The sequence below is a fragment of the Desemzia sp. FAM 23988 genome, assembly GCF_045528365.1.
Taxonomy (GTDB): Bacteria; Bacillota; Bacilli; order Lactobacillales; family Carnobacteriaceae; genus Desemzia.
Window position 1 is genome coordinate 47,716 of sequence record NZ_JBGQQS010000001.1, and the last position, 25,783, is coordinate 73,498.

26 protein-coding genes are annotated in these 25,783 nt (G+C 37.4%); 6 read left to right on the plus strand and 20 right to left on the minus strand.

Going from position 1 to position 25,783, the window contains the following annotated elements; all coding sequences use genetic code 11:
- Positions 1 to 275 precede the first annotated feature (275 nt).
- The 5 genes from ACEN4L_RS00330 to ACEN4L_RS00350 all read left to right on the plus strand — a co-directional run bounded on the left by ACEN4L_RS00330 (position 276) and on the right by ACEN4L_RS00350 (position 3,995).
- Positions 276 to 692 (plus strand): helix-turn-helix domain-containing protein, encoded by a 417-nt coding sequence (locus ACEN4L_RS00330; protein WP_079650356.1) that lies wholly within the window; start codon positions 276 to 278, stop codon positions 690 to 692.
- A 15-nt stretch (positions 693 to 707) separates the two neighbouring features.
- Positions 708 to 1,121 (plus strand): ImmA/IrrE family metallo-endopeptidase, encoded by a 414-nt coding sequence (locus ACEN4L_RS00335; RefSeq protein ID WP_079650358.1) that lies wholly within the window; start codon positions 708 to 710, stop codon positions 1,119 to 1,121.
- Positions 1,122 to 1,442: 321 nt separating this feature from the next.
- On the plus strand, positions 1,443 to 1,898 hold the full coding sequence (locus ACEN4L_RS00340; protein ID WP_131832525.1) for a hypothetical protein: 456 nt from the start codon (positions 1,443 to 1,445) through the stop codon (positions 1,896 to 1,898).
- Positions 1,899 to 2,039: 141 nt separating this feature from the next.
- Positions 2,040 to 3,053 carry a tyrosine-type recombinase/integrase gene (locus ACEN4L_RS00345; protein WP_079650360.1) on the plus strand — a complete coding sequence of 338 codons (1,014 nt, stop codon included), beginning with the start codon at positions 2,040 to 2,042 and terminating at the stop codon, positions 3,051 to 3,053.
- Positions 3,054 to 3,182: 129 nt separating this feature from the next.
- Positions 3,183 to 3,995, plus strand: a complete 813-nt coding sequence (locus ACEN4L_RS00350; RefSeq protein ID WP_079650534.1) for a Cof-type HAD-IIB family hydrolase — start codon at positions 3,183 to 3,185, stop codon at positions 3,993 to 3,995.
- A 66-nt stretch (positions 3,996 to 4,061) separates the two neighbouring features.
- Here ACEN4L_RS00350 and ant(6) read toward each other — a convergent pair whose 3' ends face one another.
- The gene (ant(6), locus tag ACEN4L_RS00355; protein WP_407095334.1) at positions 4,062 to 4,916 is read right to left on the minus strand and encodes an aminoglycoside 6-adenylyltransferase; all 855 of its coding nucleotides are present in this window, start codon (positions 4,914 to 4,916) and stop codon (positions 4,062 to 4,064) included.
- A gap of 294 nt (positions 4,917 to 5,210) precedes the next feature.
- Here ant(6) and ACEN4L_RS00360 point away from each other — a divergent pair, with 294 nt between their 5' ends.
- A complete protein-coding gene (locus ACEN4L_RS00360; RefSeq protein ID WP_407095335.1) occupies positions 5,211 to 5,438 on the plus strand; it encodes a hypothetical protein in 228 nt (75 codons plus the stop codon).
- A gap of 346 nt (positions 5,439 to 5,784) precedes the next feature.
- Here the strand turns inward: ACEN4L_RS00360 and ACEN4L_RS00365 are convergent, their stop codons facing one another.
- From ACEN4L_RS00365 to ACEN4L_RS00455, 19 genes are all read right to left on the minus strand, one after another.
- Positions 5,785 to 6,687, minus strand: coding sequence for a YitT family protein (locus ACEN4L_RS00365; RefSeq protein WP_407095336.1), 903 nt, complete (start codon positions 6,685 to 6,687; stop codon positions 5,785 to 5,787).
- A gap of 182 nt (positions 6,688 to 6,869) precedes the next feature.
- Positions 6,870 to 7,286 carry an OsmC family protein gene (locus ACEN4L_RS00370; protein ID WP_407095337.1) on the minus strand — a complete coding sequence of 139 codons (417 nt, stop codon included), beginning with the start codon at positions 7,284 to 7,286 and terminating at the stop codon, positions 6,870 to 6,872.
- A 32-nt stretch (positions 7,287 to 7,318) separates the two neighbouring features.
- Positions 7,319 to 7,762, minus strand: a complete 444-nt coding sequence (locus tag ACEN4L_RS00375; protein ID WP_407095338.1) for a hypothetical protein — start codon at positions 7,760 to 7,762, stop codon at positions 7,319 to 7,321.
- A gap of 130 nt (positions 7,763 to 7,892) precedes the next feature.
- Positions 7,893 to 8,240 carry a 50S ribosomal protein L19 gene (rplS, locus tag ACEN4L_RS00380; protein ID WP_079650518.1) on the minus strand — a complete coding sequence of 116 codons (348 nt, stop codon included), beginning with the start codon at positions 8,238 to 8,240 and terminating at the stop codon, positions 7,893 to 7,895.
- A 131-nt stretch (positions 8,241 to 8,371) separates the two neighbouring features.
- Positions 8,372 to 9,100: a tRNA (guanosine(37)-N1)-methyltransferase TrmD gene (gene trmD, locus ACEN4L_RS00385; RefSeq protein ID WP_079650514.1), complete on the minus strand. Its 729-nt coding sequence runs from the start codon at positions 9,098 to 9,100 to the stop codon at positions 8,372 to 8,374.
- The gene (gene rimM, locus ACEN4L_RS00390) at positions 9,100 to 9,615 is read right to left on the minus strand and encodes a ribosome maturation factor RimM (RefSeq protein ID WP_407095340.1); all 516 of its coding nucleotides are present in this window, start codon (positions 9,613 to 9,615) and stop codon (positions 9,100 to 9,102) included. The genes trmD and rimM overlap by 1 nt, the downstream gene beginning before the upstream one ends.
- 143 nt (positions 9,616 to 9,758) lie before the next feature.
- Positions 9,759 to 10,001 carry a KH domain-containing protein gene (locus tag ACEN4L_RS00395; protein WP_407095341.1) on the minus strand — a complete coding sequence of 81 codons (243 nt, stop codon included), beginning with the start codon at positions 9,999 to 10,001 and terminating at the stop codon, positions 9,759 to 9,761.
- A gap of 13 nt (positions 10,002 to 10,014) precedes the next feature.
- Positions 10,015 to 10,287: a 30S ribosomal protein S16 gene (gene rpsP / locus ACEN4L_RS00400; RefSeq protein WP_407095343.1), complete on the minus strand. Its 273-nt coding sequence runs from the start codon at positions 10,285 to 10,287 to the stop codon at positions 10,015 to 10,017.
- A gap of 108 nt (positions 10,288 to 10,395) precedes the next feature.
- Positions 10,396 to 11,820 (minus strand): signal recognition particle protein, encoded by a 1,425-nt coding sequence (gene ffh, locus ACEN4L_RS00405; protein ID WP_407095345.1) that lies wholly within the window; start codon positions 11,818 to 11,820, stop codon positions 10,396 to 10,398.
- Between the two features lie 15 nt (positions 11,821 to 11,835).
- A complete protein-coding gene (locus tag ACEN4L_RS00410; protein WP_407095346.1) occupies positions 11,836 to 12,180 on the minus strand; it encodes a putative DNA-binding protein in 345 nt (114 codons plus the stop codon).
- Positions 12,181 to 12,419: 239 nt separating this feature from the next.
- On the minus strand, positions 12,420 to 14,024 hold the full coding sequence (locus ACEN4L_RS00415; RefSeq protein WP_407095347.1) for a PTS transporter subunit EIIC: 1,605 nt from the start codon (positions 14,022 to 14,024) through the stop codon (positions 12,420 to 12,422).
- Between the two features lie 207 nt (positions 14,025 to 14,231).
- The gene (gene ftsY, locus ACEN4L_RS00420; protein ID WP_407095348.1) at positions 14,232 to 15,254 is read right to left on the minus strand and encodes a signal recognition particle-docking protein FtsY; all 1,023 of its coding nucleotides are present in this window, start codon (positions 15,252 to 15,254) and stop codon (positions 14,232 to 14,234) included.
- 38 nt (positions 15,255 to 15,292) lie between these two features.
- Positions 15,293 to 16,117, minus strand: a complete 825-nt coding sequence (locus ACEN4L_RS00425; protein WP_407095349.1) for a Cof-type HAD-IIB family hydrolase — start codon at positions 16,115 to 16,117, stop codon at positions 15,293 to 15,295.
- Between the two features lie 29 nt (positions 16,118 to 16,146).
- Positions 16,147 to 19,713 carry a chromosome segregation protein SMC gene (gene smc, locus ACEN4L_RS00430; RefSeq protein ID WP_407095351.1) on the minus strand — a complete coding sequence of 1,189 codons (3,567 nt, stop codon included), beginning with the start codon at positions 19,711 to 19,713 and terminating at the stop codon, positions 16,147 to 16,149.
- Positions 19,714 to 19,893: 180 nt separating this feature from the next.
- A complete protein-coding gene (gene rnc / locus ACEN4L_RS00435; RefSeq protein ID WP_407095353.1) occupies positions 19,894 to 20,592 on the minus strand; it encodes a ribonuclease III in 699 nt (232 codons plus the stop codon).
- Positions 20,593 to 21,066: 474 nt separating this feature from the next.
- The gene (locus tag ACEN4L_RS00440; protein WP_407095354.1) at positions 21,067 to 22,899 is read right to left on the minus strand and encodes an oligopeptide ABC transporter substrate-binding protein; all 1,833 of its coding nucleotides are present in this window, start codon (positions 22,897 to 22,899) and stop codon (positions 21,067 to 21,069) included.
- A gap of 17 nt (positions 22,900 to 22,916) precedes the next feature.
- Entirely contained in the window at positions 22,917 to 23,828 is a 912-nt protein-coding gene (locus tag ACEN4L_RS00445; RefSeq protein WP_407095356.1) for an ABC transporter permease, read from the minus strand.
- 32 nt (positions 23,829 to 23,860) lie between these two features.
- Positions 23,861 to 24,823 carry an oligopeptide ABC transporter permease gene (opp4B, locus tag ACEN4L_RS00450; RefSeq protein WP_407095357.1) on the minus strand — a complete coding sequence of 321 codons (963 nt, stop codon included), beginning with the start codon at positions 24,821 to 24,823 and terminating at the stop codon, positions 23,861 to 23,863.
- Complete coding sequence (locus ACEN4L_RS00455; protein WP_407095359.1) at positions 24,823 to 25,782, minus strand: ATP-binding cassette domain-containing protein; 960 nt, start codon at positions 25,780 to 25,782, stop codon at positions 24,823 to 24,825. Before ACEN4L_RS00455 ends, opp4B begins: the two co-directional genes overlap by 1 nt.
- Between the last annotated feature and the right edge of the window lies 1 nt (position 25,783).

Consider the following 25,783-nt stretch of genomic DNA (forward strand, 5'->3'; position numbering starts at 1 on the left):
TTCTCTCCTCTCTATAATTATTTTCTCAAGTTATTATCCTTTTCTATTGACCTTCAAAGGAAAATAAGCTAAGATATAAGCATATTAAATAAACAAAAGAGATATACAATAACCCTTTAATGTCGCCAAACATTGTTGTTTTTGTTTTGTCTTTTTTGCTAACTTATTAGCTTATACACATAATAACGGAATATTTTCCTTTCGTCAAGAGAAAAAGGAATATTTTCTATTGTTTATTTGATAAGCTATCAAAAACCTTGATAGGACGTGGAAAAATGATAGTAGAAAGAATTGTAGAATTAGCTGAACAACGGAAAATAACACTAGCTGAACTAGAACGTAAGTTGGATTTGAGTAATAGCAGCATAAGAAAATGGAATACTACTAACCCTGGAATCGATAAAGTTAAAAAGGTTGCTAAGTATTTTGGCGTCTCAACTGATTATTTATTAGGAGAAACAGATCATAAAAATTTAGCAAAAGAAGTTCAAAAATATGAAGAGTTCCAAAAACTATCTAATGCAGACGTGGCCAGTTCGATTAATTTCTTATTGGAACAGTTAGGTTCAGAAAATTATGCGTTAATGTTTGATGGTGATGAATTGGATGATGATACTCGTGATCTTTTGAAGAATAGTTTGGAAAATAGTTATAAGATGGCAAAAATGATTAGTAATAAACATAAGGATTGATGTCATTTGAAAAAAATGGTTACTGATTTAGTTAAAAAGCACGATTCACGAGATCCATTCATCATTGCCAAAGAATTAGGAATTCACATCATCTTTGAACCATTGGGTAAAATTAATGGCTACTTTAACATTATGTTAGATGAGAAGTTTATCCATATTAATGAAAACATGGACGAACACCAACAAATGTTTACTGCATCGCATGAATTAGGTCATGCGCTACTTCACTCTGATATAAATGCCATGTTCTTAGTAGAAAATACTTACCTTTCCATAAGTGAATTTGAAAATGAAGCAAATGCGTTTGCCATCCAATTACTAATTAGCGATGACATGGTTGAAGAATATAAAGAATTTCCAAGTCCTAAATTAGCTGAAATGTTTTCTATTAAAGAAGAACTAATCGAATACCGGTTCAAGATGAAATGAAAGTTCAAGATAAGTTCAAGATGAAATAATGCCATCTTGAACCGCATAAAACTCATGGTGTGACTGACTTTTGAGGGTGAAAAGTTCAAGGGTTCAAGATGAATCTCATTTCTTTATAGTATTCTTACTTTTATCTTTTCTCTATCTTTAAATACTTTAGTACTATAATATATAAGTATATAGTACTAAATGGCGAACCCTTGAACCTCTAGGGTTAAAAAGTCAATGGTATCAAGTGTTCATGACGGTTCAAGATGAAATGTTTAACTTGAACCTATCTTGAACCTAACTTGAACCTGTAGTGAGAAAGGGAGAATATAAATGTTTGGGATAAAAAAGAAAAATTATGTGATCGTTTTAGGTAGCTTAGTTGAAGGTCTTTCATTAGAAGAAGAAACAGATATATTTCTGAAACTATCAAGTGATGAGTTATATATGTACGGATTAACGAATGGTAAAAAGCAAGAATTCACCTTATCCATAGATAAAATTAATTCGATCGTTCATAAAACGGAAACCGAAATGCAGCAATATGCAAAACAATCGGTTCCAGGTATGATGATTGGAAATGCTACATTCGGATTATTGGGCGCCATGATTGGTGGCCGCGTCAAAACTAAAGAGAAAAAACAAAAAACTGATTTTATTCTTATTAATTACGTTTCAAATGATGAACCGAATACAATCGTATTGATTACACGCGATCCAAATAAATTAAAATTGGTTCAATTATTTGAAAAAATAAAACCAACTCAATCAAAGAACGTCTATTTATAAACAAAAAAATACACCACTCTCTCCTACCAAAGTTCGAGTGATGTATTTTTACCTAAACAGTGTACTAACGCTACTGAAATTTGTAACGTCTCTTTAGCGTACCTGTACACTCATTTTACCATAAAATGAGGAGTGAATGGAATGAAATTACCAAATGGATATGGTTCTGTAACCAAATTATCAGGAAATAGAAGGAGACCCTTCTTTGTCAGAAAAACAATTGGATGGAATGAAAAAGGACATCCAATATATTTGCCAATTGGATATACTGAAACTAAAGAAGATGGATTGATTATGTTAGCTGAATACAATAAGAATCCATATGATGTGAAACAGAATAAAGTCACATTAGCTGAATTGTTTGAAAAACTCAAAACAACAAAAAGATACATTAAGTTCGCTAAATCCACCAAAAACATTTTGAATACGTCATTTGGAAAAGCCGAATCTCTTCATGATGTAGCTTATAGTGAAATAAAAACGTATCATATGCAAGAAATCGTTGATGAGTCCGGTGGGTACTCTTCCCAATCATCTACAAAATCTTTTTTTAAGAACATAGATAAGTTAGCAATGGAGTTGGATGTTATCGGAAAAATGTATTCGGACCTCGTCATTGTAGACCCTGAAGCTCCTAAAGAGAAGGTCCCTTTCACTGAACAAGAAATTGATATGTTATGGGAACTGTCCGATAACATTTGGATTAAGCACACTCTAGCAATGATCTATACGGGTTTTAGAATTAGTGAATATGTAGGTTTGAAAAAAGAAGATGTTGACTTGGTAAAAGGAACACTTCAAGGAGGACTCAAAACAGTTAATGGAAGAGATCGAATTGTTCCAATTCACCATAGAATATTCCCTTTTATCGAAACTCAAATGAAAACTCCTACTGAATATTTAAATCCTCATGATGATAAAGATATGAGTACTCAAGTTTTGAGAAATCATTTTAAAGAAGAATTAGAATATTTAGGTATGAAACACATACCACATGAAACACGACACACACTAAGAACTAGATTAGATAGTAAAAATGCAAATAAAGTGTCAATCGATTTAATTATGGGACATAAATCAAAAGGTGTTGGTGAACGTGTGTATACACATAAAACGCTTGAAGAGTTAAAAGAAACAATTGAACTAATGCGTTGAACTAGTGACAAGCTAGTAACAAAAAAGTTTTGATGGTTGATATATCAGTACTTTTTATTGGTTTTGATTTGTGTTATCGTGTACTTAAATACTTTAATTAGTTTAGCATAAAAACCTTGGAGGATACAGATGAATAAAAAGTTAATCGCACTTGATTTAGACGGAACTACTTTAAACAATCAATCCCTTATTTCAGAAAAAACGAATGCAGTCTTGACCACCTTAAAAAAAGCTGGTCATATCGTTTCGATTGCTACTGGTCGACCATATCGCAGCAGTCGTCAATATTATGCGGAGTTAGATTTAGACACTCCTATCGTGAACTTCAATGGTGCATTATGCCACAAACCGAACGAATTAGCTTGGGAATCTCAATACCATAAAACATTGAACAGAGAAATTGCGATCGACATGCTTTCCTTACGAAAAGAAATGGACATCCAATTGATTGCTGCAGAATTACGCGACACTGTCTATGTAGATGACGATTTTATTCCTTACGCAGACTTTTTTGCAACCGGTAAAAATATGTCTTTCAAATTATCTGAAGATACATTAAAAGAAGAACCGACTGCTATCAGTGTATTCACTGGACATGAAAATCAACAAGTGATCATCGACAAAATCGTCAACCGCTACGGCGATGCAGTAGAAGTGCGCACTTGGGGTGGACAAACCCCTTGCTTGGAAGTAGTCGCTGCCGGCGTCCAAAAAGCACTGGGTGTGGAAAGAATTGCGCAGGTTTACGGTATCCAACAACAAGATATTCTAGCATTTGGCGATGAAGCCAATGATTATGAAATGATCCAATATGCCGGACACGGCGTTGCCATGAGGAACGGGATTGATGAACTGAAAGCAATTGCTAATGACGTGACAGATTTTACAAATCACGAAAATGGATTGGCCAATTATCTAGAGAGCTATTTCAAATTAAACTAATATCCTTTCGCAAAGAAGCTGAATCCGATCAAGTATCGAATTCAGCTTCTTTGTTTTCATTTCTATTCAGGAACATTTAGTATGGAGACCTTGGATATAAGGAGTAACTCTTTCATCATAGTTTGGATAATCATACCCATATGCTAAAGCTACTTTTTTTGAGATAGTTCGAAATAACTTCTGACAAAGAAACAATGCTTCCCACGTTTCACTATAACCCGACCCTTGGAAAGTCTGGAGAAGTAGTTCCCATTCTTCGGCAGCAAGGTAATGTTGAATAAATTTGTAATTTTTGCCCAAGCTAAAACTACTTCCTTTTTCAGCACCAATTTTCCAAGACATCATCAACAATAACGTTGGTCGAACAATTTGATTGAGATGGTCTTGAGCAAAAAGGAATTCTTGTCGTGCTAATCCTTTTGCGACATAAGTACTTACCCACCAAAATTCGTTGCAGCAATCAGTGAATTTCTGAGCAGTCGGTTTAGTCATCCAGTAGTGTTGATCGGTAGCAACGATTTCCTCTTTAACTGTGTTGTCCTTGTCCAACAAAATCTTCAATAAGCCATCACTCCTTTTTAAGCATGATTGAAGTTCACTTATTGGAACTAGCGTGAGGTCTATTTTTATCCCGTCTTCAAAAAGCATTAAATAAGAAAATTTATTTCCCAGTTGTGGTGGATAAAGCTCCATATCTTCTGGCTTTTGAAGAATGAGTCTTTTACCTAAAAAATCTAGCCAATCATCCTTTGAGAGGAACGATTCCATATCTGTTACGAAAAAAGCGATATCATAATCTTTGAACTCGTCATCCGCTATTGCTGGATTGGCTCTAGAACCTTCTAAACTCACCAAGCGTATTCGCTCATCTGACTTGGCAAATCCTATTAGCAATGCAAAAACTTCTTCTTCACTCCGCATAATTCCCCTCCATTTGACAGTCAGTTTATTGATAGATATAAGTAGTTTTGATTGTTTTCCAAGCGTGAATTCAAAAAAAAGAACAACATTCGTTTTCTGTAAATTTCTTCATCCAGTCTATTAACAGTTTATTTTTAAGAGAATTTCCGCATGACTCCAGAATATACCATTCCATAAGTTACATATCACTTTGTGAGTTGTACTCTGTTTCATGGTTCTAGAAGTTTCAATAATACATTTCAATTATACTAAAATGAGCACTGTTGCATCTACTATAACGAAAAGGAGATAGTTATGGAACAGATACAATTAGAAGCCAGTATTCCATTGCTACCTGTAATTTCCCTAAAAGAAACAGAAGTTTTCTTTGAAGACTTAGTTTTTAAGAACATCTACAAGGGTAACGAACGCTCCTCAGCCTATGCAGTAATGGAAACATCTTTATCGTTCTGCAACCTAACCAAACAAAAACGCAGTAAAGATAACCGCTTCGGAAAGTTATACTCTTCTCTATTCTCATGAAAGTCCGATCGAAGCTAAAAAAATGATGGAACGAGGATTAAAGCTGTCTGATCTTAAAAGCCGAATCCCCTGACTTAATGTTCCAAGCTTTTGTTTTATTAGTGGACAGCTTTCTTATGCTAGGAAATGAGGACTCGGCTGTTCAGTATCTTCAGCGAGTACAAAAATGGCACAGCCGTTTATCGAATGATTCGTCGGAACTGCTAACAGAAACGTTAAAACAATACCATGAGTTTGAACAACTGTTAGAACACTGAAACAACCTTTCATTGCTCTATAAAAAGAACCTCTATTGGCTCCACAGTAACTTGGAGTGAAATAGAGGTTCTTTTTGGAATGATAAAACTCAACGTACTTCGCTGGCTCTACGTTGTTTTTGCTGGTCACTGCTTAGGAATTCTCCTAAAACACTGTTTGTTTGCATAAAGTTGACAAATGCAGCTGCATCGGATTCTTTAACAGCTTGTTCTAAACTATATATTTCATAACGAGAAATAACCACCATTAATACCGCACGATTTGTTTTGCTGTATCCGCCTGTAGCAGGCAGCACGGTAATCCCTCTTACCAATTGTTTGTGGATTGCATCGACTAATGTATCCGGATCTGTAGTCACAATCATGGCCGTCACTTTTTGATGACTTGTGTGAATGGCATCCACGACTTTTGTAAAAGCAAAAATAGATAAGATCGTATAGAATGAATACTCCCACCCAAATAATGCTCCGGCAGTGATGGCGATAATCGCGTTCATCACCATCATTAAATTACCGATTGTTTTGCCCGTTGTTTGGGCCAGTACCATGGCGATGATATCCATCCCGCCAGTTGAGAAGCCGTATTTTAACGCAAACCCTACTCCAGCTCCTCCAATGACACCACCGAATAATGCATTCATAATGGGATCAGGAGTTAACTGCACGACTGGAAGAAAAACCATTAAGATTGACACTAGAAAAGAAGACATAAAACTTAACATGGTAAAAGTTTTTCCAATTTTAAACCATCCTAAAATAGCAATGGGGATATTCAATAATAATATAATTAGCCCGGTTTCCATTTGAATATTGAAATATTCAGCTGAAATACCTGTAAATAATTGCGCAAAACCATTTAATCCAGATGCATAAACATTTGCTGGAATAAAGAAAAAGTTAAACGACACCGCTCCTGTTATAGCTGAAAAGATCAATACAATCGTTATCTTCAAATATTCCCACCAGACAACTGGCGACTTAAATTTTTTCACCACTACACCTCCACAATATAATTCTAAATAAGGATAGCAACAAAGGTTTCAGAAAGAAAGAAGAATCTTTATACAATAAGAAAAGTCTCATTGAATCCGCTTCACGATAAGATTCCGTTAAGTAAAAAAAGGAACAGGATTTTTATCCCGTTCCTTTTACACTTATCAGACTTAATCACCCATTAGGATGCGATGGTTTTTACAGATACCGTTTTACTACCATTGATTAGTTTAGCTACTGGACAGCGTTTTTCAGCAGATTGTACAATACGGTCCGCTTTTTCAAATGGCATATCTTCTATCGTAGCCAGTACGACTACCTCAAAAAAATACCCGCCTTTTTCTTCAGGTACCATGTCTACTTGAACTTCCACTCGACTTTTATTCTTTAAGCCTCTGCCTTTTAATAAAGCTTGAATGGTCGCATTTAAACAAGTGCTTAAAGACAATCCCAATAGTTCTTCAGGATTAGTCCCAGGTGTTGAATCTAGCGGATCAGAAATAGTAACTTTCAGTCCTCCATTTTTTACAAAAGCATCCCCGTGTAAACCTTTATCATTTACAACTTCTGTGTGAAATAAACTATTTGGATGAGCCATTTAATCCCTGCTTTCTATTGAACAGTCTATCTTTACTCTGCAGCGTTTTCGGGTTCCAATATTTTTTCAATCTCTTTAATCAGTACTTTAGCGATCGTAGAACCGAAAACCATCATTTCATATGCAGCTAAAACATCGTTTGTAGTTCGACTGAGTAGTTTTAAATAAACTTCCCCGTCTCCAGCAAGAATCACGCTATAATACCCTGCTTTCACTTGGTTTAACTCATTTAACAATTCTAAGATAGCTGCTTTTTTAGAAAAATCTTGTACGTACGCTAATTTATGGTATGTAATTTGAAAATCTACGGATTGTGCATCCTTGCTGTCAAAAACAATCCCGAATGGCAAGACTTTTGTTTTTGTTAAGCGAAAATTTCCATTAAATAAAGTCTGTCCGTTTTTAAGTTCACTTCTTTTCAAAGGAATCTTCTTTTCTTTTATCAATGCTTCAAAATTTTCAATTGTTTCTGTCACTTTTGTTTCCCCCCAACTATAGTCGTCAATATCTGTTTCTCTTTTATTATAGCGTAAACAATGCAGAATTTATAGACAAAATAAAAAGCCTGAACAATCAACAGATTGTCCAGACTTTTTGAAGTGCGAATTAACGGCGAGCTTCTTTGATACGAGCAGCTTTACCATGTAATGCACGGATGTAGTACAATTTAGCACGACGTACTTTACCTTGACGAATTACTTCAAGTTTTGCAACACGAGGTGAGTGTACAGGGAATGTACGTTCAACACCAACACCGTAAGAAATTTTACGAACTGTATAAGTTTCGCTGATTCCTGCTCCACGACGTTTGATTACAACACCTTCAAATAATTGGATACGTTCTCTTTCACCCTCAACGATACGCGCGTGTACACGAACTGTATCTCCAGGACGGAAAGTAGGAACATCATTGCGTAATTGTTCGCTAGTAATGGCTTCAATTAATTGACTCATGATTTTTATCTCCTTCCAACAAACATTCATATATCTCCATTTGGATACAGCGGAATATCGTTAATTAAGTGGTTTTCCCACTCACCAAATAACTTTATCATATTCTATAATGACTGTAAAGTATTTTTTCTTTATTCTTTGATTTCTTTCAACCATTTTTGCTGTTGCTCTGTCAATTCGATCTCTTCCAGTAAATCAGGTCTTCTCTCATACGTCCGTTTCAAAGATTCTTTTTCTCGCCATTCTTCAATGCGTTTATGATTGCCGCTCAATAAAACTTCCGGCACATCCATTCCTTTATAAGATGCTGGTCTTGTATAATGAGGATGTTCCAATAAACCTGTTGAAAAAGAATCAGTGACTGCCGACTCTTGATTTCCTAAAGCATCCGGCAATAAACGGGCAGTAGCATCAATAACTACCATAGCGCCCAATTCACCGCCTGTTAAGACATAATCTCCAATCGATATCTCATCAGTCACAATAGAGCGAATACGTTCATCGTACCCCTCATAATGCCCACAAATGAAGATCAAGTGTTCTTCTTCTGCTAACTCTTCTGCTTTTTTTTGATCAAATGGTTTTCCAGCCGGATCCAATAAAATCACTCTTTTTTTAGTTTCTGGAGTTTGTTCTTGGATGTGATCAAACGCAGACAGAATCGGCTGAACTGTTAACAGCATCCCAGCTCCGCCGCCGTAAGGATAATCATCTACATTCTGGTGTTTATTAGCTGAAAAATCACGGAAATTCTTCACATTAATAGACAGCAAGTTTTTTTCAACGGCTTTTCCAATAATCGATTCCGACATAGGCCCCTCAAACATCCGAGGAAACAATGTGAGTACATCTATTCTCATTAGTCGTCTAACCCTTCCATTAAGTGTATCGTAACCTTACCGGCTTCTAAATCAACATTCAGCACACATTCAGCGATATAGGGGATCAGCAAGTCTTTTTTCTTATGTCTTTGGATGACCCATACATCATTTGCTCCAGGTTGCAGCACTTCCTTGATTTTACCAATTTCATTTCCAGTCTCGTCTTCTACCATCAGCCCAACGATTTCATGCAGATAAAACTCGTTTTCTGGCAATTCTGTCAATCGCTCTTCTGTAACTTTTAAGATGCCGTCACGGTATACTTCTACAGACTCGATCGTTGGGTGATTTTCAAACGTCAACAAATCAAAATTTTTGTGTTTTCGATGACTAGCGACTACCAACTCGATAGGTGCTGCTTTTTCTCTTTCTAAAATCAATACTGAACCTTTTTGGTATCTTTCTTCAGGGAAGTCGGTTACGGAAATGACTCGAACTTCACCTTTAATCCCATGCGTATTGACGATTTTTCCAACATTAAACAGTTTTTCCATATCATCCCTCATTTATGCCAAATTATCTTTCCTCAGTCTTATTGTACTAGGAATTATGAATATGTCTACAGCAGACTTTTCTTTCCTAAATAAAAGAAAAAACCATTTCTAAAAAGAAACGGCTTTGTCTTATAAATGGATAATTAATTGTCGACAATGGTTAATCTCACACGCTTGGATCCATCGATCTTTGCGCTGTATACAATCGTACGAATAGCTTTCGCTACGCGTCCTTTTTTACCGATCACGCGTCCAACATCTTCTTCATGAACGCTTAAGTGGTATTCAATAAATTCATCTGACTCGTCAGTTTCCAGTTGAACATCTTCCGGATGGCTGACTAGGGGATGAACGATTGCAAGAATCAATTCACTAATGTCATTCATTTAATCATCCCTTTTATTTACTGTATTTAGAATCGTGGAATTTTTTCATAATACCTTCACGAGAAAGGATATTACGAACAGTATCTGATGGTTGAGCACCATTGCTTAACCATTTTAATACAGATTCCTCATCGATTTTTACTTGAGCTGGTTCAACAACTGGGTTGTAGTGTCCAATTTCTTCGATAAAGCGTCCGTCACGTGGAGAACGTGAATCTGCGACTACGATACGATAAAAAGGATTTCTTTTAGAACCCATGCGTTTTAAACGAATTTTTACTGCCATACTTTAACACCTCCATTAACAATCTCACAAAAGATAGTTTATCAGTTATTTCGAAGCTTGTAAAGTGTTTTTTCTTTACACTTCATTTTTTTTTGCCTTTTTTTGCGATTATTTCTTTTTACGGATGATTTTTTTCTTTTTCTTCTTGTTTTTTCTGGCCATTTGGTTCATAGCCATTTTACCTAGCTTACCTTTAGCACCTTTTCCGAATAGACCATCCATGCCTTCAAAATTGCCTTTGGACATTTTATTCATCATTTTTTTCGACTCGTTGAATTGTTTGATCAACCGATTTACTTCTACTAATGGACGCCCTGAACCTTTAGCGATCCGTTTTCTCCGGCTTTGAGAAATGATATCCGGATTTTCTCTTTCCTTGGTTGTCATCGAAAGGACAATAGCTTTCATCCGAGCCGTATCTTTAGGATCGACCTGCAGTTGATCCAAACCTGGCATGTTGTTCATACCGGGAATCATTTTAATGATGTCTTCTAATGGCCCCATGTTGCTTACTTGATCCATCTGTTCAATGAAGTCATTGAAGTCAAACGTATTTTCACGCAGTTTTTCAGCCATTTCTTCGGCTTTTTTCTCATCAATATCTTGTTGCGCTTTTTCGATCAGGGTCAACATGTCTCCCATGCCCAGGATTCGATTCGCCATACGATCTGGATGGAAGGGGTCTAAGGCATCAAGCTTTTCTCCTTGACCAACAAATTTAATCGGTTTTCCTGTGACAGAACGGATAGATAAAGCCGCCCCACCACGAGTATCCCCATCTAATTTGGTTAACACGACACCTGTGATATCTAGTTGTTCGTTAAATGATTTCGCTACATTGACAGCATCTTGACCGGTCATAGCATCAACGACTAAAAAGATCTCAGAAGGATTTGCTGTTTGTTTGATATCAGCCAGCTCTGTCATTAAATTGTCATCAATGTGCAAGCGTCCAGCCGTATCGATTAAAACAACATCGCGACCTGTTCGTACAGCTTCTTCAATCCCTTTTTGAGCGATCTCTACCGGACTGACTTGATCTCCCATTGAAAATACCGGCATATCTAACTGATCACCGATAGTTTGCAATTGTTGGATAGCAGCCGGACGATAAATATCCGCAGCAACTAATAAAGGTCTTTTGTTTTCCTTTTTGCGTACATAATTCGCTATCTTACCAGCAGTAGTAGTTTTTCCGGCTCCTTGCAACCCGACCATCATGACAACAGTCGGAGGTTTTACAGAAAAATTGATTGTAGCTGTTTCTCCACCCATCAATTCAGTCAATTCATCATTTACGATTTTGATAATTTGTTGTCCTGGAGATAAACTGTCTAATACTTCTGTTCCAACAGCACGTTCACTTACTTTATTGACAAACTCTTTGACAACTTTAAAGTTTACATCGGCTTCCAATAAAGCTAATCGTACTTCACGCATCATTTCTTTAACGTCTGCTTCAGAAACTTTTCCTTTACGACGTAATTTTGTCATTGCATTTTGGAGTCTTTCTGTTAATCCTTCAAATGCCATATTTCTTCACCTTTCCTACTCTTCATCATTTGTTTTTCTAAGTTTTTCGATCTCTGCTCTCAACTCTTCATCTTTTGGATAGTGAGCAGCTGCATATTCTTCGAGCTGATTGATAATGGCAGTAGTTTCACTAAATTTTTTAAATAAGCTGAGTTTGTTTTCGTATTCGATAAGGATTTTCTCTGTACGCCTGATATTGTCGTAAATTGCTTGGCGGCTGACATTAAATTCATCGGCTATTTCACCTAATGAATAATCATCACCATAATACAACTGCATGTATTCTTTTTGTTTTTCAGTCAGTAAAGCACCATAAAAATCAAATAACGCATTCATTTGATTTGTTTTTTCTAATTCCATTATCTGTTCTCTCCTAGCACTCACTGTAAAGTATTTTCCTTTTACACACTACTTAAGAGTACCTATTTTTACTAGTTTAGTCAATAGAAGCTAGGCTTTTTTTGTCATGAAAACAGGGAGCAGAACTAAAGTTCCACTCCCTGTTTTGATTAGTTATTTAGTTGGAGCTTGCAAATGTCCTGAAAAAAGCAATTCCATAAGAGTTCTGCTTTCAGAGGCAAGATGATTTTTACATGACTCTATTTATTTAAATATTCATCGATATTTGATTTGATATTCGATACTTTTGGACCATAGATGACTTGAGCATTATTTCCTTTAACGACTACTCCCGCAGCTCCTGTTGACTTCAACAGATTTTGATTGACCAATTCTCCGTCTTTGATCGTTACTCTCAAGCGTGTCGCACAGTTGTCTACATCTACTAAGTTTTCTTTTCCACCTAAACCTTCAATGATATCTTTAGATAATGAATCTTCTGGTTCAGGAGAGGTCCCTTGCTTTTCACCAGCTTTTTTAGCTTGGTAATCGGCTTTAGTATACATTTTAGATTCTATTACTTCATCTTCGCGTCCAGGTGTTTTCAAATCGAACTTCAAGATAAAGAAACGGAATACAAAGTAATAAACCAGTGCATAAACTATTCCAACAAGCACCACAGGGATCCAGTTCGTCACAGATTGACCTGGTAAAACGCCATACAATACGAAGTCAATTAATCCACCAGAGAAAGTCAACCCTACTCCGACATTTAAAAAGTGCATCAACGCAAATGAAGATGCCGCAAGTACACAGTGTACTCCAAAGTACAAGAATGGAGAAGCAAACAAGAATGAAAATTCTAGCGGCTCAGTAATTCCTGTAAAAACAGAGGTTAAAGAAGATGACGTCATCAATCCTTTGACATCTTTTTTACGTTCTGGCTTAGCAGTGTGATACATCGCTAAAGCTGCAGCCGGGAATCCGAAAATCATGAAAGGGAACATACCTGAGAAGAATTTCCCAGCTTCTGCACCTACAGGAAGTCCATTTGCTAATTGAGCGAATAAGATATTTTGCGCCCCCTCAACAGTTTGTCCTGCAATTACGGCAGTTCCACCCAATGCTGTTTGCCAGAAAGGTAAGTAAAATACATGATGTAAACCAAGCGGAATCAATGCACGATAAATGAATCCGTATAAGAAAGTTCCGACATATCCCAAGTCAGCAACCAATGATCCTAACCAAGCAATAAATTGCGCCGCAAACGGCCATAAGAAGGCCAACAAAACACCGGTAACAATTCCGCCTAAAGCTGAAACAATTGGGACAAAACGAGTACCCGCGAAGAATGATAACGCATCTGGCAGTTCGATTTTATAATAGCGGTTGTGTAGAAAGGCTACTACCGAACCAATAATGATCCCACCAAACACTCCTGTATTCATAGTGTTTTCAAACCCTAGGAAACTACTCATCAGTCCAGGAATGGATGATAATGCATCCATATCTCTAAAATTCTCTACTGTACTGGTTAATGCAGCATACATCATAAAATACGCTACAACTCCTGAAATAGCAGCAACTTCTTTCGCCGCTTTAGCGAATCCTAAAGCAACTGCGACTGCAAACAATAAGGGCAGATTATCAAAAATAATTTGTCCACAGTCGTTTAGAATGGTCAAAATTTTGTTAAGGACTGTACCTTCCCCTAATAACCAATCTAATTTGTATAAATTAATAAATGCGTCCCCGGTAAATGATGCTCCGATACCAAGAAGTAACCCAGCAATAGGTAATAATGCAATTGGAAGCATAAATGTCTTACCCATTTTTTGCAGAGTTTCAAAAACCTTGTCTTTCACAAAAAATTCCTCCTTAAATCTAAACTCCTTTGGTTATAAGGAGCTTTGTTCCATCATTCGATGGAACAGTCCTTGTAACCAAAGTAGATGATAACACATTAAAAATACCCAATCAATATTCATTAAGGATGAATAAAAATAAAAAAAACTAAAAAAAGCAGACGTTTCAACATTGGAAACGTCTGCATCTTCTAGGTAATCTTCTTCTTAAAGACTGTCTTTGATCATTTCACTAAATAAACCATAGACGAAATCATTCGGTTCGAATTCTTGTAAATCGTTCATACTTTCTCCAAGACCTACATATTTAACCGGAATACCTAGTTCCTTACGAATAGCCAATACGATACCACCTTTGGCTGTTCCATCCAACTTAGTCAGCACCAATCCTGTAACGTCGGTTGTTTCTTTAAATTGACGCGCTTGGATCAAGGCATTTTGCCCAGTTGTAGCGTCTAAGACCAACAAAACTTCGTGAGGACCGTCTGGAATTTCTTTAGAGATCACTCGTTTCATTTTTTCTAATTCTTTCATCAAGTTAACTTTATTCTGTAAACGTCCCGCTGTATCCACAAAAAGAATATCTGCATTTTCTGCTTTAGCACGTTTGACAGCATCGAAGACAACAGAAGCTGGATCTCCACCCGCTTTACCGGAAACTACAGGCGCTCCAACTCTTTCTCCCCATACTTCCAACTGTTCGATTGCTCCTGCTCTAAACGTATCACCAGCAGCAAGGATCACTTTTTTACCTTCAGTAATGTACTGATGAGCCATTTTAGCGATAGTTGTTGTCTTTCCTACGCCATTTACTCCGACAAATAATACCACAGTAAGCCCATCCTCGTTCAATGCAATAGAACGGTCTCCGGTTTCGCTTTCTTCGTAAATATCTACCATTTTTTCAATAATCACTTGTTGGACTTCTTTTTTTCCTTTAGGATTTCTCAATTTCACTTCTTGTCTCAATGCTTCTGTGATTTCCATCGTTACTTCAAACCCAACATCCGATTCGATTAAGACTTCTTCCAATTCTTCGAAAAAATCCTCATCAACAGTGCGGAAATTCGCAAATAACTCGTTCATTCGACTGGAAAAAGATTTCCTTGTTTTTTCTAATCCTTTTTCGTATTTTTCCGTGGTTTCATTTTGTTCAACTGGTGCTTGGTCCTGTGTTTCTTCTGGTTTTTCACCAGTAAACGCTTGTTTAATACGATCAAATAATCCCATATCTTCATCCCCTTTTCTTCATGTCCTCACTTGTTCAGTTAAGCATGATCTGTATTCGTCAAAATAAATTTCTTAATAGCTTGGGCGATCCCATGGTTATCATTTGTATCTGTAATGTAATCGGCAACCTCTTTTAAAGCTGTAGTAGCGTTGCCCATCGCAACACCCATCCCAGCAAACTCAATCATAGCATGATCGTTAGCTTCATCTCCAAAGGCCATTACTTCATTTGCTTGGAACCCCAGTAAATGACATAAAATTTCGATTCCTTTTCCTTTATCGACTTCATTATTCATCATTTCAATCAAAATAGGACGAGATTTCATGATCGTGAATTTTTCATAGAATTCGGGTGGGATACCTTTGATTTCTTCGTTCAATACCTTTTCTTCGTAACAGAAAATAATTTTATTGAATCGACTGTCATCTGGAAGTTCTTCCAAAGTAGTCGTCACAAACGGCAACGCTGGTTTAGTGCTGCTGTACCATGACTCTCTGTCTTTCGGATAGGGAAGCTCATAAATATTGTCCAAATCTAACAGATTACACGGCAAATTAAGCGACTTGCTCAAGTTGTATAATTCTACAGCGTCTGCCTTGGTCAGTGACTTCTCAGATAAAATTTCCCCTGTGTCTGCCTTTTGGACTAAACCGCCATTATAAGTAATCACATAATCTCCAGGCTCTCTTAAATTCATTTCATCCAGGATGGTCGCTACACTCAGTAACGGACGTCCTGTACAAATCACGACTTTAATGCCTAGATCTTTTGCACGATTTAAAGCTTCTTTATTTTCTAACGATATACTTCCATCACTCTTTAAAAGTGTCCCGTCTAAATCAACGGCGATTAATTTCATCATGTTAGGATACGCTCCTCTATTTTCCAATATTACTTACCTGAAGGCATAGTTCCGATTTCTTCCAAACGGACAGAAACAATTTTTGAAACTCCTGATTCTTGCATCGTAACTCCGTAAAGGCCGTTTGCTTCTTGCATCGTACCCTTTCGATGAGTGATCACAATAAACTGCGTGTCCTTTTCAAATTTACGCAAATAACGTCCGAAACGAACCACATTTGCTTCATCTAAAGCCGCTTCTACTTCATCTAAAATACAAAATGGAACAGGACGAACAAGTAAGATAGAAAACAGAAGGGCGATCGCTGTCAATGAACGTTCTCCACCCGAAAGCAAACTCAGTTGCTGCAGCTTTTTACCAGGAGGCTGAGCAATTATCTCGATTCCGGTAGTCAATAAGTTAGATGGATCCGTCAATTTTAATTCAGCTGTTCCACCGCCAAATAATTGTTGGAAAACAGCAGAAAATTGACCGCGTATCGCTTCAAACATTTCTGAGAAACGTTTAGTCACTTCCGCATCCATCTCATCCATCGTCTCAAACAAACTATTTTTGGCATCCTCCAAGTCGGCTTTTTGTTCCGATAAGAAGGTATACCGTTCATTGACACGTTCATACTCATCTATAGCTGCTAGATTCACTGTACCCAATTCTTCAATGCCTTGCTTCAATAGTTTGACTGTCCGTCTGGCGTCTTCTAAAGATACGGTGATTGTAAAGTCTTTAGCAGCTTCAAACGTTAATCCATATCCTTCACTCAAAAGAGTCAGTCGGCTCTCAATAGCTACATCTAAGCGGTTCATTGCGATTTCGATAGTCGCTCTTTTTTCTAACACAGATTGACGTTGATTGTGTTTAATGGACATTTGCTGATCCAATGCCTCCATTTTTTCTTCCACTAGTTGTTTCTCTTGTTTGTGCTGTTTCAACAGCTCTTCGACCTCTAATTTATCAGTTTTCAGCTGTTTCAACGTTTCTTCGATCTCTTGTTTGGTCAGTTGATGATTGCCGTCAAATTGATTCGTTTCTTTCAGCTGATTTTCCAAGATAGTCAGTTGTTGTTCAAGTTGACTGGTATATTGACTTAAACGCTCTTGCTCTTTCGCCAACCCGTTTAAATGCTCCTGAAGAGTAGCTGATCGAGCGATCAATTGCTGATAATTTTCAGTTAATTGTGTTTTTTTCACTTCTTTTTCTTCGTTTTGAGAAGAGACCATATCCATTTGCTTCGTTAAAACGGTCATTTTTTCTTGCACAGCTGTCAATTCTGTTTGGATAGCGTTCAATCGTTCAGCTGTTTCGTCGGCTTCTTGTTTAGCAGCCGATGCTTCATATTCTTGAGCTTTCAATTCTCTCGTTAATCGGTGAATTTCCTCTTCTAGGTGATTGGACTTGCTCTTCAATTCTTGTTCTTCCAATCTTTTTTGCTCACCGATTTCACGGTATTCGTTTAATAACTGCTCTTCTTTTCTTTCAGATTGTTTAATACCGCGTATATCGATTTCTTTTTGCTGCATCAATTCATCCATCTGTTGGATTTGTCCTTTTAAAGACTGCAAATCATTTTTTCTAGATAGTAAACTGCCTTTATTGCCTTTTTTGTTCGAACCACCCGTCATTGAACCTCCAGCATTCATCACATCTCCTTCCAGAGAAACGACTCGATACTTGTAATGGAAATGTTTAGCTAATTGATTAGCAGCTTCTAAATTTTCAGCTATCAATGTCGTTCCCAGTAAGTTTTGCAAAATCGTTTTCACTTGTTCTGGGTATTGGATGATCTCGCTTCCGATGCCAATGTATCCTGCAATAGATTTAGCTTGTGTTTGAATGGATTCGGGTAAAAATCTTGGTTTGATCGATGTCAAAGGTAAGAAAGTAGCTCTTCCTGAATGTTTTTGTTTTAAAAATTGGATAGCGCGTCTCCCGCTTGTCTCGTCTTGGACTACGATATGTTGTCCAGCGGCTCCTAGAGCTATATCAATAGCTAATTCCAGTTGTTTAGGTACTTCAATCAATTCTGTAACCGCTCCAACTATTCCGCCTATCCGATCTTTTTGCTTCAACACTTCCCTAACCCCTTGATAGAAGCCAGTATAGTCATCGCTTAATTCTTTTAAACTGTCTCGTTTTGCTTTAGCTTGCTGCAACACACGCATAGCATCGTATAACTGATTTTCTTTAACTTCTCGATCTTTTTTTAAGGCTTGCAGCTGAGCTTGTTTTTCTTGGAATTGCAGTAGTTTCTCTGCAATCTCTTGTTGCACAAGTGTTAACTGTTCTTTTTTAATACGCGATTGCTCTGTCAATTGTTGAACGTCATTTTGTAGATGATGCTTAGACGACTGAGACCTCACATTCCGCAGTTCGTACTGAGAAGAATTTTTCAACAAATACGTTTGTTCATTTTTTAAAGATGTCTCTTGTTGCATCATATCAATGTACTCATCACGCAAATTATCTTCCATTTGCTTTTGATTACCAGATAATAATTCGCGTTCTTTTTTAACTTCTTTCAACTCTTTTAACAACTGCTTCTGTTCGTTTTCTTTCAACTTGATACTGGCTGTAACTCCATCTAATTGACCTAATGTTTCTTGCAATTGAAGAGCCAATTGTTCTTTGGATTGAAGGGCTTTTTCTTTGTTTTCTTGCGTGTGTTTCGTACGTTCACTTAAAACATTTTTCTTTCCTTCCAACTGCTCAATAGACTGAATAGAATGAACTAATTTTTCCTGATACAAGTCTACTTGTTGAGACAGTTGCTGCTTCTGTTCACGAAAAACGGTTAAATCAGTTTCCATTCCTTGAGTATTTTTTTTCATCTCCACTAATTGGCTGTCGAGCTGTTCCATTTTTTGCTGTTGTTCTTGCCATTCTAATTTGAACTGATTGATCTCAACCGCTGCAAGCCCAATTTCTACATCTCTTAGTTGTTCTTTTTGTTGAAGATAATCTTTTGCAATGGTACTTTGAATTTTCAACGGCTCAATTTGCGTTTCCAATTCATAGACAATATCTTGCACACGATTTAAATTATCTTTTGTTTCGATCAATTTCTGTTCCGCTTTTTTCTTTTTCGTTTTGTATTTCAACACGCCAGCTGCTTCTTCAAAGATTGCGCGTCGATCTTCTGGTTTGCTATTAAAAATGGATTCAACTTTCCCTTGAGAAATAATGGAGAATGATTCTTTTCCTAATCCCGAATCCATAAATAAATCGACGATATCTTTTAAGCGGCATGCTTGTTTATTAATATAAAATTCACTATCTCCTAATCGATTCAAGCGTCTGGTAATACTGACTTCCGAAAAATCAAGAGGCAAAAATTGATCTTGATTATCCAATACCAGTGTTACTTCTGCTATATTAACTGGTTTACGTGATTCTGACCCTGCGAAAATGATGTCATTCATTTTCCCACCACGTAAACTTTTTGCGGACTGTTCTCCCATTACCCAACGAATGGCTTCAATAATATTGCTCTTTCCACTTCCGTTTGGTCCAACAACAGCCGTTACGCCTTCGTTAAATTCGATAGTCGTTTTAGCAGCAAAAGACTTAAAACCACTAATATCTATTTTCTTCAATTGCACGAAGACTGGCTCCTTCCTATATCCTCACACTGGATAAAATACAGTTTTTATCCATATACATATGTTTATTTTTATCATACACTTAAAAATTTGATGTCCTTCTATCATTACACAAACAACGAACGTTAGCAAAAACACCTAACTTTCGTTGTTTGTGTAATGTATAGAAAGATCATTGTTTTATTCTACGCTCTTTAAATTCTCTAAGGCGTTAGCAGCAGCTACTTGCTCTGCAGCTTTCTTGGATTTTCCTTTTCCTTGCCCAAGAATATTGCCTTCTGCATGGACTTCCACCAAAAATTCTTTTTCGTGTGCAGGTCCGACTTCTTCTACCAATAAATAGTCTATGGCAACTTCTCCATTGCGTTGTAAAAACTCTTGCAAATTGGTTTTATGATCCATTACATGTGAAAAAGCACCGGACTTGATCCGCGGAAAGATTGTTTTATCTAAGAAACTTATCACGCCTACTAGATCTTGGTCTAGATACAAAGCTCCTATAAATGACTCGAACAAATCACATAATAAAGAAGGTCTTTTTCTTCCATTCATGCGCTCTTCGCCTTTACCTAAAAGAATGTATTGGTCGAATCCACATTCTTTAGCAAACTGGCTAAGGCTGGCTTCACAAACGATAGCAGCTCTCAAACGAGTCAATTTGCCTTCTGGAAGATTTGGGTATTCTCTAAACAAGTACTTCGTTACGGTTAACTCTAGTACTGCGTCTCCCAAAAATTCAATACGTTCATTGTCCTTCAAATCCAATTCCCGGTGCTCATTCACATATGATGAATGGGTAAATGCTTCACTTAAAAAGTCAGTGTTGTTAAATTCTATTTGAAACGTTGACTTCAATTTTGCTAAGAATTCTTTATTCATTTGTGATTCCCCTTTTTCCATCATAATACTCTTACTGCCTTATTATACTGGTTTTTGCAACAAAAATAAACGTTTATTCATGAAATCCCACGTCATGCGCATGAAAAGTAATTTTCTCCTAAAAATTAAGGTCTTCTTTTTAAAACGCGCTCTTAATAAGTAGGGGCGGCTCTATGAGGTGAAATTTCCTCCAGAAATATCACTGGTCTCAAATGAGTCACAGCTTAAAAAGCGTGTCTCAGTATTTTGAGAAATTCAAAAAAGCAAGTCTTCCTCTTCACTCAACAGATGAAAAATCTCGTTCATGTCGCCCACCTCCGCATTTTTCTTTTAGCAGACTAGAGATGTGAGGATTCGTAATCTTATTTTCTATTTCATTTTTTTCATGCGTATGACGTGATGAAATTCGATTTTAGCCTATACAAAAAAGAAGCAAGAGCATGACACTCTTACTTCTTTTTAGAAAAACTGGAATTATTCAGTTACTGCTTCTTCTTGAGTAACTCCAACTGCATGCCATCCAAATTCTGGATCTGCATCATAACCCCAGTCGTAGTTAGCTACGCGGTTGTTTACTGGTAAGATTTCGTTACGGAACAATGTCGGGATGATTGGTGCTTCTTCAGAGAAGTACTCTTGCCAATCGTGGTATTGAGTCGTGATCCATTCGCTATCCCAAGCATTACCGTCTGCATCATCCGCTCTTCCAGAAATTTTGTCAAGAAGGGCATCATTTTCATCACTACTCCAACGAGTGTAGTTGAATGCTGAATTTCTTCCATACAAGCCTTCTGGGTTAGGATCAGTACCTGTTCCCCAAGCTCCTTGATAGATATCGATTCCTTCATCATCTGCTTCAAGACGGTCATAGAAACTGTTGAACTCAAGCAAACGCCCATCTGTTAATTGTACGTTCAAGCCAATTTGTGCCCATGATTGCATGTAATATTCAGCAATTGGTTCTGCTGTATCTCCACCAGCCATAGAAGCAAAGTTGATGACCAATTGTTCACCATTTTGATCCTCACGGAAGTTATCTCCATCTGTATCTTCAAATCCAGCATCATCTAACAATTTATTTGCCATATCTGGATCATATGTGTAACCTTCAACGTCCGCATTATGGAAATCTCCAAATGCAGGGATGATAGCCGTATTCGCATTTGAACGCAATCCGTTATAGAATTGAGTCGCTACAGCATTGTTATCGATAGCGTATCCCATAGCTTGGCGCAATTCTTTACTTGCCATTTTAGCATCAGGATTTGGCACAACTTCGCTGGCTTCAGAATCCCAAGTTCCTAATTTGAACCCAATGTAAGTGTATGCTAATTCTTCTCTACCTAATAACGTGTATCCAGGAAGATCTGCATATGTTGGGTATTCATCAGTCGGCATAGATAAAGCTAGATCGTATTCGCCATTTTCAAGAGCAGCAACGATACTTTCTGGAGGAACAACTTCAACAATAACGTTGTCTAAAATAGGTGCGCCTTTGTAGTAATGTTCGTTAGCTACAAATTCAACTGACTCTCCCGGAACGATGTTCGAAACAGCAAATGGTCCAAAGCCAATTGGATTGTTGCGGATTTCTTCTGAACCTTCCAGATCAGCAATAGCAATATTTTCTAATTGGTGCTTAGGCATTGCGCCAGCCCAAATTCCACCACCAGATTGAAGCATTCCTGGGTGAACTTCTAGGTATTCAATTGTAATACTTTTATCATCATTTACAGTAATTCCAGAGATGGTATCTGCAGCACCACTATTGTATTCTTCCATCCCTACAATATTTGTAAAAGAAGAGTCGTAACGAATTCCTGTATAATCAGGACTTCCGATTACTTCATATGAATACAGTAAGTCTTCAGCAGTAACAGGTTCCCCATCTGACCATGTTACACCTTCATTAACTGTTAGTGTCGCTGTTTTTGCTTCTTGATTAAAATCTAAACTAACAGCTCCATCATTTGTAATTTGGAAATTTTCATCTGTAGAAAAAATTTCTTCCACAGCGAATTGCATTAAATCAGCATCGTATGCATCTTCGTAAAGTTCCAAACTGAAGAGTCCTTGGAAAGGAGAACTAGTAACTAAAGCTACGTTTAAAGTTCCGCCGTCCATAACTTCGCCTTCGTTTGTTACAGCAGATTCAAACTCAACAACTCCTGCTTCTTCAGTGCCTTCAGAAGCGTCCCCGCCATCTGCGGATGATTCTGTCGTGTCATCCGTTCCACCACCACATGCAGCTAAAATTAACGCAAGTGCAGCCGAACCTGTTAATAAACCTAATTTTCTTTTGCTCATGTAACTCTCCCCTTTTCTTATCCTAATCGTTGTTTAGAGTCTGCCGCACGTTTCAATGCTTGGCCGACATAGTTTATACACAACATCAATACTAAAATCAATAACGATGCTGGCAACCAAACCCATGTTTTATTCTCCAAAATATCTGGAGAAGTAGCGTAACTGACCAAAGTTCCTAAACTTGGTGTACTGGACGGTAGCCCGAAACCAAGATAAGAAAGGCCAGTTTCAATTCCGATGTTTGCCGCAAAATTCAAGGTCAAATCAACAATAATGATTGAACTTAAGTTAGGCATAATTTCTCGGAACATAATTTTTAAAGAACTGGTCCCCATTGTTTTAGAGGCACTAACATAATCACGTCTGCCTTCAGATAAAGCTTTACTCCGAACGAGTCGTGCTTGTCCAGTCCAGTAGAACGCACTCATAATAAAAATAAATGTCCAAACATTATAGTTTGGTATGATGGTAATAAATACAATGATCAACATTGTTGTAGGCAATACCATAATAAAGTCAATGATACGCATTAAAATATTGTCTACTAATCCTCCGTAATAACCAGCGATTAAACCAACTGTAATCCCAATCACTGTTGTGATAAAAGTAACCGCGATCCCTATTAAAATAGAGTTTCTACCACCAATTAATAATTGACCGAATATATCCCGTCCACCGGAATCTGCTCCAAGCAGAAACTTATCTCCTGGTGGAGCATACTGGTCTAATAAACTGACCCACATGATCTTATCTTGATCAATAACATAAGATCCTATCATAACGCCGACAATCAAAAGTACCAAAAGAACTAAAGCAATCAAAGCACCTTTGTCTTTAGCAAATTCTCTAACAATAACTTTAACTCCCATAGGCGGGACACTGGTTTTCATATCTTGAGTTTGTGCTTCTGTATTTGTATTAGCAGCCATTTATTTCATTCCTTTCATCTGATTTCCCGCTGTTAGTCAATGCGAATACGAGGATCTACAATTGTCATGATAATGTCCGACAAGAGCGTACCTACTAAAGTAGCTACCCCAAACAGCAGAGTCAACGCCACAATGACACTGTAATCACGAGAAGTTAAGGAACTAATAAACAATTGCCCCATTCCTGGAAAAGCAAAGATTTTTTCAATAAATATTGATCCGCCGATTAAACCGGTGATTTGATACCCCATTGTCGATGCAATCGGCAATGCAGAGTTTCTAAAGATGTGACGACTATAAACCACTTTTTCAGGAACCCCTTTTGAGCGGGCAGTTTTAACGTAGTCTTGTGTTTTAGCATCTACTACTTCACTTCTTAAGTATTGAATGATCGTTGTTGTCCCAAGTAAAGCATAGGTGATAGCTGGCAATATCAAGTGGAAGCCTTTATTTAAATAATAGTCCATTGAACCAGCAGCTAGAGTAACATCAACCGATCCACTAGTTGGGAACCAATTCAGCGTATAGCCAAACAGCCACAACATTAGCAATGCCAGAACAAAAGTTGGAATAGCGTAACTCACATAATTATAGACTACCACTATCTTATCCAACCAAGAGTTGTTGTACCGACCAGCCAGCATTCCTAGTGGAATAGCGATCAAGTACGTCAAAATAAAGGATAATAAAGATAACAGAACGGTATTCCCTGCACGCTGCCCTATGATAGAGGAAACAGGAATCTTATACGTATAGCTTTGTCCAAAGTCCCCTTGAACAGCATTTCCCAACCAACGAACATATTGAACTGGAATAGGATCATTCAATCCAGCTTGTTCACGTAAGTTTTCAATAACAGCAGGATCTGTTTGCGGAGTAATTAATCCAGTAAATGGGTCCCCCGGCATCGCTTGGGCTAAAGCAAAAACTATAATGCTCAGAACAAAAACTTGAGGAATCATGACGAGAACACGTCTTAATATTGTTTTCCACATTAGAAATCTCCTCCTTTATCGTCTGGTTTCAACGCGACAAGATGAGTGTCTGTCAGAGATTTCAAATCATATACACGATTGTTTTCGTCATAATAGTGACTTTCAGATTCAGTGTATTCTTTCTCCACTGCTTTTCGAATGGCTTTATGCTCTTCACGACCTCTGGGATTGATATCCGGAATCGCAGATAGTAAACGTTTCGTGTAAATGTGTTGAGGATTGTTGAAGATTTCATTTTTACTTCCTACTTCAACAAATCTTCCTCTGTGCATAATAGCAATGTCATCAGACATGTGTTTTACAACACCCAAGTCATGTGAAATAAATAAGTAACTTAATTGATATTGATCTTGGATGTTGCGCATAAAGTTCAATACTTGAGCTTGAACAGACAAGTCCAACGCTGACGTAGGTTCATCTGCAATGATCAATTTAGGCTGACAAGCAACTGCTCGCGCAACACCGATACGTTGGCGTTGACCACCTGAAAATTCATGCGGGTATTTATACAGCGCATCTTCCGGCATACCGACAATATCTAACAACTCAAGGATTCGTTTTTTCTCTTCTCCTGGAGTCAATTTAGTAAAGTTGCGGATAGGTTCTGCAATCACATCAATAATACGTTTCTTTGGATTAGAAGAAGAAGCAGAATCTTGGAAGATCATTTGAACTTCACGGTTGTATTCTTCATACTTTCCAGATCGCTTTCTAGCTTTATTGGTGACATCTTCTCCATCATAAAATACTTGACCAGAAGTAATCTTTTCTAATCCAATAATGGATTTTCCAATAGTCGTTTTTCCAGAACCGGATTCTCCGACAAGGCCATATGTTTTCCCAGTTTCTATTTCAAAAGAAACACCGTCCACTGCACGTACGTGATCTTGGATCGTATTAAAAAAACCGCCGCGTATTGGATAATGTACTTTTAAATCTTTAATTTCAATAAACCCCATG

What these genes read in the sequence shown, in the direction of transcription:
- ACEN4L_RS00330 (WP_079650356.1), top strand. Translation starts at nt 276, where the DNA reads ATGATAGTAGAAAGAATTGTAGAATTAGCTGAACAACGGAAAATAACA.
- ACEN4L_RS00335 (WP_079650358.1), top strand. Translation starts at nt 708, where the DNA reads ATGGTTACTGATTTAGTTAAAAAGCACGATTCACGAGATCCATTCATC.
- ACEN4L_RS00340 (WP_131832525.1), top strand. Translation starts at nt 1,443, where the DNA reads ATGTTTGGGATAAAAAAGAAAAATTATGTGATCGTTTTAGGTAGCTTA.
- ACEN4L_RS00345 (WP_079650360.1), top strand. Translation starts at nt 2,040, where the DNA reads ATGAAATTACCAAATGGATATGGTTCTGTAACCAAATTATCAGGAAAT.
- ACEN4L_RS00350 (WP_079650534.1), top strand. Translation starts at nt 3,183, where the DNA reads ATGAATAAAAAGTTAATCGCACTTGATTTAGACGGAACTACTTTAAAC.
- ACEN4L_RS00360 (WP_407095335.1), top strand. Translation starts at nt 5,211, where the DNA reads ATGGAACAGATACAATTAGAAGCCAGTATTCCATTGCTACCTGTAATT.
- ACEN4L_RS00370 (WP_407095337.1), bottom strand. Translation starts at nt 7,286, where the DNA reads ATGGCTCATCCAAATAGTTTATTTCACACAGAAGTTGTAAATGATAAA.
- rplS (WP_079650518.1), bottom strand. Translation starts at nt 8,240, where the DNA reads ATGAGTCAATTAATTGAAGCCATTACTAGCGAACAATTACGCAATGAT.
- trmD (WP_079650514.1), bottom strand. Translation starts at nt 9,100, where the DNA reads ATGAGAATAGATGTACTCACATTGTTTCCTCGGATGTTTGAGGGGCCT.
- rimM (WP_407095340.1), bottom strand. Translation starts at nt 9,615, where the DNA reads ATGGAAAAACTGTTTAATGTTGGAAAAATCGTCAATACGCATGGGATT.
- ACEN4L_RS00395 (WP_407095341.1), bottom strand. Translation starts at nt 10,001, where the DNA reads ATGAATGACATTAGTGAATTGATTCTTGCAATCGTTCATCCCCTAGTC.
- rpsP (WP_407095343.1), bottom strand. Translation starts at nt 10,287, where the DNA reads ATGGCAGTAAAAATTCGTTTAAAACGCATGGGTTCTAAAAGAAATCCT.
- ffh (WP_407095345.1), bottom strand. Translation starts at nt 11,820, where the DNA reads ATGGCATTTGAAGGATTAACAGAAAGACTCCAAAATGCAATGACAAAA.
- ACEN4L_RS00410 (WP_407095346.1), bottom strand. Translation starts at nt 12,180, where the DNA reads ATGGAATTAGAAAAAACAAATCAAATGAATGCGTTATTTGATTTTTAT.
- ftsY (WP_407095348.1), bottom strand. Translation starts at nt 15,254, where the DNA reads ATGGGATTATTTGATCGTATTAAACAAGCGTTTACTGGTGAAAAACCA.
- ACEN4L_RS00425 (WP_407095349.1), bottom strand. Translation starts at nt 16,117, where the DNA reads ATGATGAAATTAATCGCCGTTGATTTAGACGGGACACTTTTAAAGAGT.
- rnc (WP_407095353.1), bottom strand. Translation starts at nt 20,592, where the DNA reads ATGAATAAAGAATTCTTAGCAAAATTGAAGTCAACGTTTCAAATAGAA.
- ACEN4L_RS00440 (WP_407095354.1), bottom strand. Translation starts at nt 22,899, where the DNA reads ATGAGCAAAAGAAAATTAGGTTTATTAACAGGTTCGGCTGCACTTGCG.
- ACEN4L_RS00445 (WP_407095356.1), bottom strand. Translation starts at nt 23,828, where the DNA reads ATGGCTGCTAATACAAATACAGAAGCACAAACTCAAGATATGAAAACC.
- opp4B (WP_407095357.1), bottom strand. Translation starts at nt 24,823, where the DNA reads ATGTGGAAAACAATATTAAGACGTGTTCTCGTCATGATTCCTCAAGTT.
- ACEN4L_RS00455 (WP_407095359.1), bottom strand. Translation starts at nt 25,782, where the DNA reads ATGGGGTTTATTGAAATTAAAGATTTAAAAGTACATTATCCAATACGC.